This window comes from Pseudoalteromonas sp. J010, from assembly GCF_003934235.1.
GTDB lineage: Bacteria > Pseudomonadota > Gammaproteobacteria > Enterobacterales > Alteromonadaceae > Pseudoalteromonas > Pseudoalteromonas peptidolytica.
Genome location: NZ_RDBW01000025.1, coordinates 39,703 through 55,746 on the forward strand (window position 1 = coordinate 39,703; position 16,044 = coordinate 55,746).

A 16,044-nucleotide genomic window follows, 5' to 3' on the forward strand; every position below is an offset into this window, starting at 1 on the left:
CAGCGTTAAAAATCTCTTTTTAGAACAACTAAATAGCAAAGTCTTTACCTTGCCTACACAGAGGTAGGTACCTTGGCGATAGCCGGACGCGGTAGCGGGGTTATCGACAAGATTTTCTCACCTCTAAATAGACCACTTAATTAAGATAATTGGTGTAATAACCACGACATTAGCTAGCGCAGCTAGTTGCAATAGGCTCTAGCTGTGCTGTCCATGTATTTGTGTAGACAGAGAAAGAACGTATTATTTTATTCTAGATGAAAGTATAAACTATACTTTCAAAGGCGTTCACTTGTTAAGCTTTATCTCTGCAAGCGGCAAAAATCGGTTTTATACCTTCATTTCAGTTTGCTGCCACTGTGCTAGCTTCTGATAAAGTTCATTTACATCTATAGGTTTAGATAAAAAATCATCCATCCCGGCTTGCAAGCATTTGTGCTTATCTTCCTCATAGGCATTTGCAGTGATAGCTATGATATAAGGTTCACCAAACACTTCGGGCTCATTTCGAATTGCTTTTGTGCAGCTAAAACCATCCATATTCGGCATTTGGCAATCCATCAATACTAACGTATAGCTTTTTGCCTTGATGGCAGATAATGCTTCTATCCCATCATTTACCTTGTCTAGCTTACACTGTGTCTTCTCTAGAAGCTTACCTACCACAACTTGGTTAATCATGTTGTCTTCAACGAGTAATATCGAGACCCCATTTAGCCTAGGTACCTCCACGCTTTGCTGCTCAACTTCGACTTTTTCTCCCGTTTCTGCAGGAATATTGACAACAAACTCGCTTCCCACCCCAAGTTCACTACGCAACGTAATCTCACCATCCATTGCTTCTATCAACTTTTTGGTTATTGCAAGTCCAAGCCCCGTTCCACCAAATTTACGGGTTGTTGAAAGATCTGCTTGAGTAAACTCCTGAAAAAGCACTTCCTGCTGGGCTTGTGAAATGCCAATACCAGAGTCAGAAATACTTAGATTTAATCGGCTTTGTCGATATTCTACCGCAAGTATTATATGACCTTGATGTGTAAACTTACCCGCGTTATTTAACAGGTTATTGATTATCTGAGTCACTCTCAACTCGTCAAGTAAGAGGTATCGGGGCAGCCTAGGATCTTTTTCATAGCGAAACGCTACACCAAGCTTCACATTGGCGAGCTTAAATACCCCGACTAAACTATCTAGCATTTTGTGCACGTCAATGGCGCGGCGCTCAATTTTTAATGCACCTGCCTCTATCTTTGAATAATCTAATATATCGTTGAGTATTAACATCAGGTTTTTGGCTGATTGGGCTATTATCGTTAGCTGCTCGCGCGTATCGACTGTTAGCGACTCTTCTCGGAGCAGATTGTCAGCCATACCTATAATGCCGTTTAAAGGGGTTCTAATTTCATGGCTCATGTTAGCCAAAAAGCGGCTTTTAGATTTACTTGCTGCATTGGCATCCTCTAATGCCTTGGTAAGCTCAACCGTTTTTTCAGTAACTTGTTGCTCTAGTTCACGATTGAAGTCGGTTAGTTTGCTATTAAGGCGCTCGTTTTCAATTCGTGCTTGATTTTGTTTGGTAAAACTTAACGTAAGTTTAAAAGCAAGTTGGTTGAACTGCTGCTGCAACTCTACTATCTCAAGGAAGCTGCTGTCTGACGTTGCTGAGTTTTCGATTAAAGCAGATGGTTCATACGCTCGAATATCTCGGCTTAATGTAACTATTGGACGAACGAGAAGGCGTGTTAGTTGACGAACAAAAACAGAGCTGAACAAAATAATAACTAACGCAAGTCCTGCAGCATACAACCAAGCTTCAGCCGCGACAAAATTGAGATATTTGCGATCGAGTAATGTTATCACCGACCACTCGTATTGCGTTGATACAGCTGCTTGCTTGAACAATAGCTGCCCAGTTGAGCCTGAATAGACGGCCGCCTGAGTATCAAATAATGCACTTAAGACATCGCCACTTGGCATATCTAGTGTTTTAAATTCTGTCATTAATGAGCTAAAAACGACGCGTTTATTCTTATCTATAACCACCAAATTGGCATCTTGCGCAAGAATTTTGGGAATAAACCGCTCAAAAGAGCCAAATATCAACGAGCCTTCGACTATTCCGTTAAATACACCCTCTTTGTAGATCGGCGCAGAGATGGCAACAATTGGCGCTTCATCAAACCCTCTCCCTTGAAATATTCCAGATACATAGCCGCTTGGGTTATCAATAGCGTATGTAAAATAGTCTCTGTCACTCACATTCGCTTTAACGCCTTGCATCATATCAGCAAAGTGTCGGGGGTAAAAATGGGTAACGTTAGCTTCAGCATCAGTAACAATTGCTGTTCTAAAATTGCTGTACGTATTAAGTAGTCGTTCAATAACGTACGCTTTATCAATACCAAGAGCCACATCACTGGCAGATATAACCATAGCACGTCGGTAAGCATCTAAATAATCATCTATTTGCGCTGTGATGGACTGTGAAGCCGCCTCTAGCTGTGTGTTAATCTCCTTTTCAATTCGCTGATAATAATTGTTTGTTAGCACTATCGTTGTTGTTAATACCACTAAAACGATAACGAGATTAACCGTAGAGTTTAAAATTTGATTAAGTGGCATGCCTTGCCACTTACTACGAGTAAAGAAAAAGCTCAGCAAATCAACGACAGCAAGACAAATACCAGCGTTAATTAAGTACTTAGCAAGCGCGGTGAAAATGACTAAAAGTGGTAGCTCTAGCGTAAAATAGCCAAAAATAAAAAGTATCGGCAAGCCGAATAAGAACCAAAAAGCCAAACCTCGTACAAAAAATGGCTTTCCAAAACGAGCGCAAACAAACTGTAGCCATAGCACTTCCAGCAGAAATACCAGAGATGGCCAACAATGACCCCAGCGATAAAACAGAAAACTTGCACCAACCGCGACGGCAATCACGGCATACCGCCAGCCACACAGTAGCAACACAAACAAGACAAATAACTGACCGAATAAAAACTCTGAGCTGTCCAAAAACCAAATGGGTAGCAAGTTTGCCAAGCCACCCAAAACACCGAGGGCAATTGTTAAAATTAGCGCTTGTTTTTGATTCAAATGTCGCACCAGTTATTTATCTCGTAATATAGGTATAACAATAATACCGAATGAGTGAATTATCTAACCTATACTTCGGATAATCTATTTTAACCACACCATTTAATGGTGAGGGCAATCATGGCTTTCAATCTGAAGTACACTGTCATCTACTTTGAGTAACTTTTTAAGCGCCTCTTCCACTTCTAAACGACATGCTGAGTCATGAGATTCCAAAGTACAATGGTGCTTTAATACAATATGAGCTCCCACAACTAAGGCGCCATCTACCTTACTGATAGTTATATTATGCGCACTCTCAACATGCTCTGTATTTACAATCGTACTCTCAACATCCTTAACCGTAGGTAAAACCTCTGCTGGGGTCGCAAGCCCTTTGATACATGACCAAATCACCTTGATACCAGTAAATAAAACAAACAATGAAATCAGCATACTTGAGAGGATATCAACCACTTCCCAGCCAGTTAAGTGAATTACCACTCCAGCGATAAAAGTTGAAACTGTGGACAACAAGTCAAAGAATGAATGCAGGAACACCGCGTATACATTGATACTATCTTTACGTCCTTTATACAGTACCCAAGCCGAGGCACCATGGAAAAGAAAACCGATAGCAGCGATAATTGACATTAGGTAGCTGTTAACTTCCAGCTCGTGACCACCAGCATGGTGAGAGAGCCGTTCTCCGCCTTCAAGCAAAATAATTACCGCAATAGAAAGGTACAAAATACCGTTAATTAAGCCGCCGGTGTATTCAGCTCGCTTGTAGCCATCGTTGTATGTATTTGCAAGATAAACAGCAACACTGGAGGCGATTAAAGCAATAAATAAAGAGCTGTTATGAACGAACAAATGTCCTGCATCAGCGAGTACAGCAAGAGAATTAGCATAATATGCACCAACAACTTGGATAACCATAAACGAGCATGTAATTGCAAGCGCAATCAACAGCCTGCGACGAGAAGCTTGGTGCGTTGTGATATCTGTCATGAAAGGAGTCGAGTACCTGTATAATATTGAGCGTTACATGTGCTGTATGTGTCATTTTAATTGACATTATACTCAAAACCCAACTTTACCTTATATTACTTATATCAAAAGCCCGTTGCTCGAATTAAGTACAAGTAAAGTGTGATAAAATAGATATGTAACGGTAGTCTAGTTTTTGCTCTAAATAGCAATGATATACAGTCGCAATTGTAACCTCTTAGCCATACAATTGCACCAACAATTGAACGGCTCAATGAATAATTAAGACATCTCATTTATTTCTTTAACCCTACATAGCAGCTCAAATAACCTTAGCCCTATCCTACAATCTATTTAACCGAAGTTTTTGTTTGATACCAATTGCTCTAGATACTTGTTCAGTTTACAGGAAAAAGAGGGTACTGAATATATTAGAGAAGACTGCTAAGCCCATGTTATTCATACAAAGAAATCATTTTCATGGCTTACTTATTTTGTATAGCAGTAACAATATCTTGTGCAAGTTGCTGTAAAATACCACAGTCGGCTTGAGTAAACTCTCTGGGCTCGACATCAATGATGCAGATAGTACCAATGGTAAATCCAGATGATAATTTTAAAGGCGCTCCGGCGTAAAACCTAATATGGGGGTCACCTTGAACCAAAGGGTTGTCGCAAAATCTAGGGTCTTCTAGCGCATTGTGTACGACAAATACGGTATCTTCCAAAATAGCATGTCCGCAAAAAGATATATCCCGCTCAGTCTCTCGTGCATCTAACCCAAACCTTGACTTAAACCACTGCCTGTCCGTATCAACTAGGCTAATAAGTGCGATTGGTACATCGAAAATATGTGCTGTGAACCGGGTTACTCTATCTAGGCTTTCTTCTGGCTCTGTATCTAAAATTATTAAATCTTTGAGTGCTGCTACTCTTTCTTGCTCATTATCCGGTTTTTGAGGAGTCTTCATATTTATCGCATTAGACACTGTTTGTTTTTCTACTATAGTTGGATTTATGAAAAAACGCAGGTAGTTACTGTGAACAAATACCTAAAAATAACGGCACTGGTACTCCTGTCTCTGATCTGCTTAGGTGGATTTTATTTCGAGATTAATGAGTTCAACAAAAATCGCGTAGCACATAAAGGCCAGGTTCAATATCACGATAATCTCGTCGCGCTAAGCAGCGTGGTTGAATTAATATTTAGCCTGCAACGTGAACGAGGTATGTCAACAGGATTTGAGTCAGAGGCTGAACACAGTATTAGACTCAAGACTTATCACCAAGAAACGGACGCACAAGTAACCGCATTACTTTCAGAAACGTCCGCTAATTTGCCAAGTTTTAATCTACTCAAATCAAGGATTGAAAATGATATTAAAAACCTGCGAGATACTCGCCAAAACACAACCACCGATAGAGAACAGTTGTTTCTGAGATATACCATCTTAATCACCAAATTAATTGATATTGTCAGGATGATCCAGACCGAGCAAACCTTTATACGTGGCCTGAGTGACACTGGGAATGTTGAATATCAAAATATCTATGGTCTAGTTCGCGCCATCGAGCTTGGTGGTAAATTAAGGGCTAAAGTCAGCCGATTTTTAACCGCAGCGGAGCAGGATACTAGACTACTTGCAATGCGTAGCGCGTTGCAGTTTTATTCCACACATTTGTCACTATTAGAGAGCCTAAAAGGCAATTTAAGTACGAAAACTCTCTACTCAAACGCCTCTACATCTAGTGAATTTAATTACTTACGTAACCAGATGACTAACTTTAACCAAGGAGTAGATAATGATGTGCCACAGTATGTTTGGTGGGACAACAGCACAGCTTACTTAAATTTATTGGCTGACGAGAGTAAAGTGTTACTCAGTGAAATGCAGCTATTAGCTGCTGCAGCTGTGTCCCAAACCAACAATAGCGCCCAAGTTTCACTGGTTTTATCCTGCATGATTGCCCTGTTCTACATTATATTAACTGGTTTACTAATCAGAGCATTTTCTGCGCTAACACTCTATCAAGCTACTCCAATAAAAATGCAAACGGCGCAGCTCGTTGTCATATTCTCATCCGTACTTTCTGTATTGTTCGTCGAGCACTTCGCCAGCCAAAAGCAATTACTTTATTTATCTGAGTTACAAACACAAAAGCAGTTGAACCAAGATGTGTTACAGCGGATCAACAGTTTAAAAATCTTTTGGTATAAACCAACAACCACCGCAATCAGACAAGCGAGTGTTGATGCAGCTCCCCTACCCCAGCAGCTAAATTCGTTAAACATAATTCAACTTAATATACCAAGTGATACCTATTACCTCTCAAAAGAACAAGTCATGGTGCTCTATGCTGAGCATCAAAAGCAACTTGAACAGGGCGGTATAATAATTAACGTAACGACCAATAAAAGTGGCCAAAGAATAGTGTTCATCACCGGTCTTGGATTATCCACGCAAGGGTTGACCAATAAGCTCTATTGGTACGAGGTACCTCTAGATTTACTTTTAGGAAATATAGGACAGAGCCTTGTACTAAACCAAACACGCAATTCTGGCTTCTATACACAACAAGACATAAAAAGTGCAGCGCAATTGAGTAATGCAAGCGCCATATTTCATCCGTTTGATGATAAATCAGCGACAAGAAATCTATTGAGAACGAGTGTTTGGGATCAAGAATTACAAATTGGTAGTTTTGCCTACTCTAGCGAAACTTTTAATCAAGATATGGTCTTTACGATTGAAAACAAGTTCATTTGGCAAGTTCTCGCGCTTTTCGTTTTTTGCTTACTAGGCCTAGGTGTGAGCTATCGTGCTCAGAAAAAGGCGAGRGAAGAAAAACAAGCTGCCCATGATGCTATTCAAAAGCGACAAACTTTGCTCAACGCTTCTGAAAAGCTTGCTGCCATTGGCAGTTTTGAGCTCCCTGCACATAAAAGCTATGCTCACGCTTCCGAAGGATTCAGAGCGCTATTTAACCTCCCTCCAGAGATTGAATATCATAACTTAAAAATAATCATCAAGCGGCTAGACCAACACAATAAAGATATATTGTTTACAAATCTTCGGGCGTTAACTACAAGGGAGTCTCGTGAATTTCAGCTTACCCTTAATCAAAACAATGATCGCTGTTACTTAAATGTGGTGCTCAATATAAAGTACTACCCAAGCGAACAAGCACATTTTATTGTTGGTGTTGTTAAAGATATAACTAGTCAAGTAAATGAGGCCAATCGTCAACAGAGGATCCAAAAAGAGTTAGTTGCAGCAAGAAAAGAAGCATTGGAAAAAATGCACGAAGCCGAACTTGAGCGTACTTCGGCTCAAAAGCTATTAAGAATCCAAAAATCTATTGAGAAGCTTTTACAAGAGGCTATTGATGCTTTCCCTGCTTTTATTTTATTGTTAGACGAGCAGCAACACATTGCGATGATCAATCAATTTAATGACCACATCAAAAGAACCAATCATAACGAATATCAGTTCATGGGGACTTACCTGAATAAAGGCTCAGATATTACCGCATTTATCAAGCAACTCCCCCTAAAAGATAACGCAGAAATGCTTGAAATGCTTGAAATGCTCACCGAGTCAAAAACAAATGAACAGTATCAAGCGCAACGCATTTGTAAATATAACTACAATGATGAAATTTACTGGTTCAATGTATTAGTTAAAAACATTTCTACCGACTCTGGAAAATATACTCTTATTTATCAGACAGATATAACTAAAAATGTCAGTTTTTCTACAGAGCTTGACGAGGCTCGAATACGCGCGGAACAAGCCAATGAAGCTAAATCTCGCTTTCTCGCCACCATGAGTCATGAGATCCGTACCCCGATGAATGGAGTTGTCGGCATGCTGGATATTCTCTCACAATCAAATTTAGATATAGAGCAAGCACACCTAACAAAAGTCGCTAAAAGCTCAGCACTGGTTTTGCTTAGAATAATTAATGACATTCTTGACTTCTCCAAGATAGAAGCAGGAAAAATGCAGCTAGAGTCTGTACCATTTAGCTGGCAAGAGCTGATAAAAGAACTTGCCGAACTACTTGCATATCAAGCCGACTCTAAAAAGTTAAAGCTTGCATTTTATCTATCACCGCAGCTACCAAACTGGCAACAGGGCGATGCAGTCCGTTTGCGGCAAATCCTTCTAAATTTAATCGGTAATGCCTTAAAATTTACCAAAACAACTGCCACATCAGCAGGCTTTGTTGAAGTGACAGTTAGCCGTTCTGACCTTAATAATCATATGGAGATAAGTGTAAAAGACAATGGAAAAGGTATGTCTGAAGCCCAAATCGAGAATCTTTTTAGGCCCTTTGAACAAGCAGATAGCAGTATACAACGACAATATGGCGGCACGGGCTTAGGCCTTTCTATTACTCATAAACTGGTATCAATGATGAAGGGTAATATTGATTGTAGGAGCTTGGAGGGGTTCGGTAGCAACTTTATCGTGACCTTACCCTACCATGAAGTACCTAAACAAATTGATGCCGCTGATATCACACTAGATAGGGTTAAGGTGGCGATCGTGGGTGATGAAGATAAGTTTGAGACTGATCTTCAAAATCAGCTTCGTATTCACGAAGCGCAATGCGAGATATTCCCAAGAGAGCTTTTTAACGCACAGCTCATTACAAGCCAGCAATTTGATTATCTCGTGATCACGGCCGAAGCATTCCAGCAACTTACCACCGAAGGAAAAGAAGTCTTCATTGCAACAAGCAGGTGCAAATACATTCTATTAGATAACAGCCAAGCAGTATTACCTAGCCCTACTAATATTAGTGTTTCCCATCTATCGTTGTATCCTTACTACGCATATAAAGTAGTATCTCATATCGCCGCCTTGGAGGGTTTAATTGAGCTCGAATCAACAAACGAAGTAACTTCACACCCAAGTAACATCTCAATGCCAAGCATTGAAGAAGCACAAGCTCAAAACCAGCTTATCTTGGTCGTTGAAGATAACCTCTACAACCAAGACTTATTTAAACGTCAACTCGCCATGCTTGGCTACCAATGTATCATTGCTGATAATGGTAAAGTAGCATTACAGCTTATCGAGCAGTATAGTTTTGCACTTATTATCACTGATTGTCATATGCCGATAATGGATGGCTACGAATTTGCAAAAACGCGCAGGACACAAGAACAAACACAAGGTCTGCACTACCTTCCGATCATTGCAGCCACGGCAAATGCGTTAAGCGGAGAACGCCAAGTTTGTATTGATGCAGGTATGGATGACTATATTGCCAAGCCTATTGTGCTGCAAAAGCTAAACGCAAAACTCAAGAAGTGGATTACTACAGATATTCACCATAATGCCGACACCGCTATCTCAATTTCAGCGCCTGCTGTAGATAATCGACAAGAACTGCACCATATTGACCTAGCCATCTTGAGTGAATATGTGGGTACGGATAAAGAAATTCAGAGTATATTTCTAAAGAGCTTTGTCAGCGATACAAAAAAACTATTTGATCAAGTTGACTTATCCCTTCCCGAGCGTATACGAGATATGGCTCATCAAGGGAAAACATCAGCCAAAGCAGTTGGTGCAACACAACTTGCTGGAAAGTTAGCAGAGCTTGAGGAGTCGATCAAAGATGGTAAACCAGAAAAAGTAGAAGCCTTATTAAATTATTGTTTAGCGTTATTTGATAATGCACAAGCTGAAATAGCTTCTATACTTAGCGTAGAGGATCTTCCATGATCATTTGTTCAGTATCTAGGTCGAACATCTATGGCAAATAACAACCCCCTAATCATTGCAATTGACGATAGTGAGCTGATGCTCACCCAACTACAACTACTCGTCGCCAACCAAACTCCTTGCAAATTTATGGGGTACAACAGCGGCAATAAAGCACTCCAAAGTAACCTGCTCAGTAAAGCTGCGCTTATTCTACTGGACATTAACATGCCTGAGATAGATGGCGTCGAAATGCTAAGAAATTTCGCTGAACTAAATATCAAGGCACCTATCGCATTATTAAGCGGTGAAAAAGATATATTTATCAAGAACACCGCTGCACTCGCGGAACTTCACGGCCTTACCATTATCTCTAGTGTAGAAAAACCTTTATCTGCGACAAAGCTTCGAGAGCTATATAATCTCTTATCCGCATCAAAAACAAACGAAAGTAATAGTGGTACTCAACTCATTTACGGTAAAGAGGAGATACAAGAGGGTTTGCTGCGAGAAGAGTTTTGCGCTTATTTCCAGCCTAAAGTTGCCACCGGCACTGGCGCGATTATTGGCGCAGAAGTCTTAGCAAGATGGCATCACAACAAAGATGGCACTGTTCTACCCTCACAATTTATTGCTGTTATGGAGGAGCATGACCTTATTCATCTTCTCTCTTATAATTTGCTTAAACAAACATTGTCTTTACTCGAACACAATCATGATGTCATTGGTCATCTGCAATTCAGTATTAACCTCAGTGTAAAAGAATTGGAAGACATTAAGTTACCTGAAAAGCTAAAGTCTATTTGTGACACTCACCATATTCCAACATCACAGATCACCTTAGAGTTAACAGAAAGCCACCTACTCGAAAATATTAAACGTGCATTGGATGTATTACTGCGCCTGAAATTAAAAGGATTTAAACTCTCTATTGACGATTTTGGTACCGGCTACTCTTCTATCAAACAACTCAATGAACTTCCTTTTGACGAGCTAAAAATTGATCGCTGCTTTGTTGATGGCTGTGCGGCTCAATCGAATAAACGAGTGATTATCTCAAGCACCTGTGAGATGGCACATCAATTAGGCCTAGAAGTGGTTGCCGAAGGAGTAGAAAAGGCTGATGACTTAGTTGTGGTGCAAAGTTACGAGGTGGAGTATGTCCAAGGCTATTACTATTACCCACCTTGCACGCCATCAAAGTTTTTAGAAGCAGTTTTACAGTCTGCATCTCAACAATCACAATCCAGCAAATAATACTTTAGCTTCAAAAATAGGGAACAATATCAAGCGGGGTCAATTATGCACAAAAGAGATGTAGAACACGCTCAGAGGCATCCTAAAGTTATCATTATATGTGATGACCCTGCGGAGCTTACCGGTGTTGTGGATATTGTGGCATCTCAGGTAAAAGAATATCGGACTTTTACCAGCCACAAAGAAGTTGCGGAATTACTCAGTGAGGCGCCTCCTGGTGTCATTGTAATTGCAAGAAAAACCGTAGCAAAAAGCGTAGAAATATACAGCCTATTAGCCAAACATGGGTTGCTTAACTACGCCCACGAGAATATTTTACTGTGCGAAAATAAAGAGTCAGGCATCGCCTTTAGATGCTGTATGAAAGGGATCTTCACAGATTACTTTGTTTACAAACCCATGTATGAAAACTATCGTTTTCGTATGATCCTGCACAACGCGTTAGTACGAACAGAAGGTAAATCTGAGGTTGCAAAGATTCGAGAAGAGCATTTTGGCCGCATTGATGACAACTTGAAACAGTTAATCGATGATGCCGCTGCTTATCATCAAAAAGCAGATGAAACACTACAAAATGCTCGCCGTAGTTTAGACAACGAAAAAGGTATAAACAAAGTACAAGATGACCTGTTAGAAGAATTAAAGCAAAAGCATTTATCTCCGCTATTGGATGAGCTTGAGCAACAGTTGTCGGAAAGTGTTCACGAATTAACAAGGCGACTAAAAGACAAACAGTTTTCTATTGCTGAGCTTACTGCGCTGTTGACTGAAAAAGACAACTCTACTCATGCACAAACCGCTCAACATGTATCCCCTGTCGGTAATAACGGAGAATTGGATATAACCGAGCCTAAATCCATTGCAGCTAAACAAGAAGAAATAAAGATCATGGTTGTCGAAGATAACGAGATTTACCGTGAAATGATCGCCAAAATTTTACGAGATGAAGGCTACAAAGTAGAAAGTGTAACCAGTGGCCTCAGTGCCATCAAGACGTTAAGAAAGCATAAGTTTTCTATGGTTTTTATGGACTTATTTATGCCGGAGCTAGACGGTTACAACACCACCAAAAATATTCGTAATATCTCTCATTGCAAAAAGCTTCCTATCATTGCACTTACCAGTAATAAGAATAAGGAAATCATAAGAAAGTGGGCGTCTTTAGGTTTGACCGGTTATATTACCAAGCCCTCAACGAAGTCTTCCATTCTAAAGGCTGTAGATAAAGCACTGGCGGAAAATAATGAGTTAAACTAAACAACCTGAGCAAATACGCAAACATTATCAAATCAACCTCTGTCATTATCATTCATAGCTTCTCAACCTATGTGAGAGGGGGAAGCTTTCACTGGCTGAAATAAACATATGAAGAAGTATCTTATGACAACTAAGGCATCAACGTTATCCCATTACATCCATCGCTTAAATCAGGTTATTGATTACATCTATAACAATATTGATAGCGAGTTGGACGTAATAACACTGGCCGAACAATGCCATATGTCTAGCTACCACTTCCATCGTGTTTATCGCTCAATCGCTGGGGAAACGATTAACGTTACAGTAAGAAGAATGCGTCTGCAATTTGCAGCTGGTATGTTAATTCGAACTCAATATCCGATTGCAAAAGTGGCGAAACTCACCGGCTATGCCAGCATAGAAGCATTTAGCCGCGCGTTTTCTCAACGATATAAGCAATCTCCCAGCCAATTTCGCCAGCAAGAACAAGCCAAAGCACGTTACTGTGCTGCGGATTTTTATATTATGAATGTTGAAGAGGACTCCAATATGTTTACTGTAGAAATTGATAACACTGAGGCAATGTCTCTAATTGGCCTGGACCATAGTGGTGATTATATGCAAATAGGTCAAGCGTTTGAAAAGTTAAACATGCTCGCTCAGCAGCATGGACTTTTAAGTGAAAATACACGCTTTTTTGGGATATATTTTGACGATCCACAAACAATAGAGACACAACAATTAAGAGCGTTGGCAACTATTTTAGTACCTGAACTTCCCACGCCACTACCGCCGGAGTTTAGCATATTTTCACTTCCTAAAGGGAGAACGGCAACCTTATTGCATCAAGGGGATTATGCTTCTCTAGAAACTCCGTATGAGTATCTATTTGGCCAATGGTTACCAAACAGTCACTTTGAAGCGGCAGACATACCTGTAATTGAGGAATATTTAAATGATGTTCGAGATACGCAGCCCTGCGAGCTGTTAACACGTATTAGCTGTTATCTAAACTAAACGTCGTTTGTTATACCAATTAGAGCCAGTTAACCTTCCAAGTATGTTTTTACAGCAGTTTAGTTGGTATTTATATAAGACAGAGCCTTTGTAGCATGGTTATTCTATGTGAGCCAGGCGATAAAGACTTTGCGTTCCTGCAAAGTCACCTTAACCCACAGCCCTTCGGGTTCACCCGAGTGCGCTTTATTCATTGTTGCTCGACTTGTGCTTAGATTACTAGGCGGCAAGTCGAGCGACGCGAGCAGTTATTATGAACACCCGAAAAAAAGAGGAAGCACGCTTCCTCTTTTTAAAAGTAAGCTTAGAACTTGTAGTTAAAGCTCAATTTAGCATTTCTCTCGTTCCCTGGCATACCGCCGAGGAACATAGCTTTGCTGTAATAACGTTCATCCGTTAAGTTTTCTAGGTTTAGTTGAACATTAAAGTGTTCAGCATCAAATTTGACCGCAGCGTCCCAACGAGTATAACCATCTATCGTTGCTGTTGGTAAACCAAATGAAACTGAGTTTATGGTTCTCTCACTTTCGTAGTTGACACCCACACTGTATTCAAAAGCACCGTTAAGCAATCCAACAGGTTGCGTATACTTTATCCAAGTACTCGCAAACTTTTTCGGGATCCCTTTCTTCTGACCTGAACGCGTGTCAGAACGAATTTCAACCGCATCTTGATAAGTCGCGTTAACATTCACACTAATTCGTTCATTTAGTGCTAAATTCAAATCAAGCTCGACACCTTGTGACTCATCTTCATCATCGAAGAAATACCGAGGAACACTGACATTATAATCATCACCCGGTGTATCATTATACTCAGGATTCGCGTACATCAGGTTAGTACGTTTTGTTTCAAACCATACAAGTGAGCCAAGTAAGTCTTCATCAAACGCTGTAAAACGCATACCAATATCAAGTGTTTCAGACTCTGAGTCAGGTCTATTCTTACGGTTTGCATCTGCTTCGTCCTGAAGGCTGCCCAATACGCTGTATGCAGTACGACCTTTCGCCACATTTATAAACGTAGAAAGTTGCGGCATTACCTGATAGTTGAGGCCAACATTGTATGTCATTCCAGCATCATCAGTATCCAACTCTTTACCTTCTTCAGGTGAGCGATCAGTACCTAAATGTTGATACTTCTGCTCAACTGAAGTATAGGCAAGACCCGCTCGAGCAGTTAGCGCAGAAGTAATATAAACCACTTCTTGTGCACTAATCCCGTATGCTGTAAGGGTTTTGTCATAGTTACTACGAAGCGATGGCGCGTAATCCTCAAAAGTACCTGTTGGCCAGTTTGGATTGCGAATATCTAAAATGTAAGGAACAGAGCCTTTGCCATCAGCGTCATAGGCAGACCAGCTTTGTAATCGCATATCACGATTTTCATAGTTGACACTCACTAAGTGCTCACCACTAATCGAGTCCATATCCCATGTTAATTGCAAATCAGCAAAATATTGCCACGTTTTCTCACTTGCAACCTGACGACGATACTCTTGTCGACGAGCGGCATACGGATACAGCTCACCATCAACAACTAAAGGTGCTCTTGGTGTTGCATTGATAATATCGTAGTACTCATCGTTATACTTGGCTCTGCGTTCCCAGTAAACATAGTTATAAGCACCTGTTTGACGTACAAAATCTGAATCATAGCTACGCCATAATACTTGTTGAGTCAGTTTTGAGTTGCGATTTAAATACCAGTCATGGCGTAATTTAACACGTAACTCTTCACCTTCATTTGGACGAGAGAGTGGTGAAATCAGATTGCCATCACCAAGGTCGAACGGCTTTAGGCCATCAGATGCTAAAATAGATGCTGCTAACTGAGCTCGCTGCTCATCAGTGAGTTGCTGACCAAGCCACTTTTCAGCATCGACAATATAATTGCTGTCATTGGGTAACTGATCAGCAGTTACTAGGCCTGGCGCACCATCGATACTATCCCAGTTAATAATACGAACTGGGTCGCCTATCGAGTCAACCTGCTGTGTATCATCAATAAATGCTGTAGACAGTAATAAAGAGTGATCACTGTTTGGATCAAACCTTAAACTCGCGTACACCTCATCACGACCAGACTCAAGATCTCTATACCCATCACTACGCTCGTGATTGGCAACTACGCGAAATGCTAACTTATCTGTAATTGCATCGGTAAAATCTACACCGATGCCATACGTATTCCACGCACCAACTTTACCGCTGATCTCAAGCGCTCGCTCAAACTGTGGTTTTTTCTCGACTAAGTTAACCACACCTCCAGCAGCACCAATACCATACAAACCAGTTGCAGGGCCTTTCAATACTTCAATGCTTTCGATGTTAGTCAGTGAACGTGTTGGGTTGAAGCTATTACCCAAGTCTGCACCACCGTACATACCATCATAAGTATAGTTTACGCCCAAACCACGAACCGTTAGCGAGTCACCGATACCATAGTTATTACCGGCTTGTGATAAACCACTGACATTACGTAATGCTTCTTGAAGCGTAGCTGCACTTTGTGAATCCAATAGCTCTTTATCCACAACCACAACAGCTGCGGGAGTTTGCATTAGATCCATGTTTGATTTAGTCGCAGTACCTGACTGTAGAATTATTTTGTTATGTTTGCCATAAACACTAATTCGTTCAATGTCATCAGCAGCAAGTGCTGATGAACTGGCGCCGATAAGTGCCAACTTAACTGCAATACAAGATGCAGATAGCGCTGATGAGCGAGAGATTTGCATATTAGA

Annotated in this window: 9 protein-coding genes; 5 read left to right on the forward strand and 4 right to left on the reverse strand. The window is 40.6% G+C overall.

Going from position 1 to position 16,044, the window contains the following annotated elements; genetic code table 11:
- Window positions 1-330: 330 nt before the first annotated feature.
- From EAG18_RS14245 to EAG18_RS14255, 3 genes are all read right to left on the reverse strand, one after another.
- Window positions 331-3,093: a response regulator gene (locus tag EAG18_RS14245; protein ID WP_125253044.1), complete on the reverse strand. Its 2,763-nt coding sequence runs from the start codon at window positions 3,091-3,093 to the stop codon at window positions 331-333.
- A gap of 102 nt (window positions 3,094-3,195) precedes the next feature.
- Window positions 3,196-4,086, reverse strand: coding sequence for a cation diffusion facilitator family transporter (locus tag EAG18_RS14250; RefSeq protein WP_125253045.1), 891 nt, complete (start codon window positions 4,084-4,086; stop codon window positions 3,196-3,198).
- 464 nt (window positions 4,087-4,550) lie between these two features.
- Window positions 4,551-5,036 (reverse strand): GAF domain-containing protein, encoded by a 486-nt coding sequence (locus EAG18_RS14255; protein ID WP_125253046.1) that lies wholly within the window; start codon window positions 5,034-5,036, stop codon window positions 4,551-4,553.
- A gap of 69 nt (window positions 5,037-5,105) precedes the next feature.
- On the opposite strand from EAG18_RS14255, the gene EAG18_RS14260 reads away from it, so the two are divergent.
- From EAG18_RS14260 to EAG18_RS22385, 5 genes are all read left to right on the forward strand, one after another.
- A complete protein-coding gene (locus EAG18_RS14260; RefSeq protein ID WP_125253047.1) occupies window positions 5,106-9,806 on the forward strand; it encodes an ATP-binding protein in 4,701 nt (1,566 codons plus the stop codon).
- 30 nt (window positions 9,807-9,836) lie between these two features.
- Window positions 9,837-11,042, forward strand: a complete 1,206-nt coding sequence (locus tag EAG18_RS14265; RefSeq protein WP_125253048.1) for an EAL domain-containing response regulator — start codon at window positions 9,837-9,839, stop codon at window positions 11,040-11,042.
- A gap of 45 nt (window positions 11,043-11,087) precedes the next feature.
- Window positions 11,088-12,299 (forward strand): response regulator, encoded by a 1,212-nt coding sequence (locus EAG18_RS14270; RefSeq protein ID WP_125253049.1) that lies wholly within the window; start codon window positions 11,088-11,090, stop codon window positions 12,297-12,299.
- A gap of 123 nt (window positions 12,300-12,422) precedes the next feature.
- Window positions 12,423-13,298: an AraC family transcriptional regulator gene (locus EAG18_RS14275; RefSeq protein WP_125253050.1), complete on the forward strand. Its 876-nt coding sequence runs from the start codon at window positions 12,423-12,425 to the stop codon at window positions 13,296-13,298.
- Between the two features lie 129 nt (window positions 13,299-13,427).
- Entirely contained in the window at window positions 13,428-13,619 is a 192-nt protein-coding gene (locus tag EAG18_RS22385; RefSeq protein WP_275557303.1) for a hypothetical protein, read from the forward strand.
- On the opposite strand, the gene EAG18_RS14285 is transcribed toward EAG18_RS22385, so the two are convergent.
- Entirely contained in the window at window positions 13,603-16,038 is a 2,436-nt protein-coding gene (locus EAG18_RS14285) for a TonB-dependent receptor (protein ID WP_125253052.1), read from the reverse strand. The two genes, EAG18_RS22385 and EAG18_RS14285, sit on opposite strands and share 17 nt — an antisense overlap.
- Window positions 16,039-16,044: the final 6 nt, after the last annotated feature.

What these genes read in the sequence shown, in the direction of transcription:
- EAG18_RS14250 (WP_125253045.1), bottom strand. Translation starts at nt 4,086, where the DNA reads ATGACAGATATCACAACGCACCAAGCTTCTCGTCGCAGGCTGTTGATT.
- EAG18_RS14255 (WP_125253046.1), bottom strand. Translation starts at nt 5,036, where the DNA reads ATGAAGACTCCTCAAAAACCGGATAATGAGCAAGAAAGAGTAGCAGCA.
- EAG18_RS14265 (WP_125253048.1), top strand. Translation starts at nt 9,837, where the DNA reads ATGGCAAATAACAACCCCCTAATCATTGCAATTGACGATAGTGAGCTG.
- EAG18_RS14270 (WP_125253049.1), top strand. Translation starts at nt 11,088, where the DNA reads ATGCACAAAAGAGATGTAGAACACGCTCAGAGGCATCCTAAAGTTATC.
- EAG18_RS14275 (WP_125253050.1), top strand. Translation starts at nt 12,423, where the DNA reads ATGACAACTAAGGCATCAACGTTATCCCATTACATCCATCGCTTAAAT.
- EAG18_RS14285 (WP_125253052.1), bottom strand. Translation starts at nt 16,038, where the DNA reads ATGCAAATCTCTCGCTCATCAGCGCTATCTGCATCTTGTATTGCAGTT.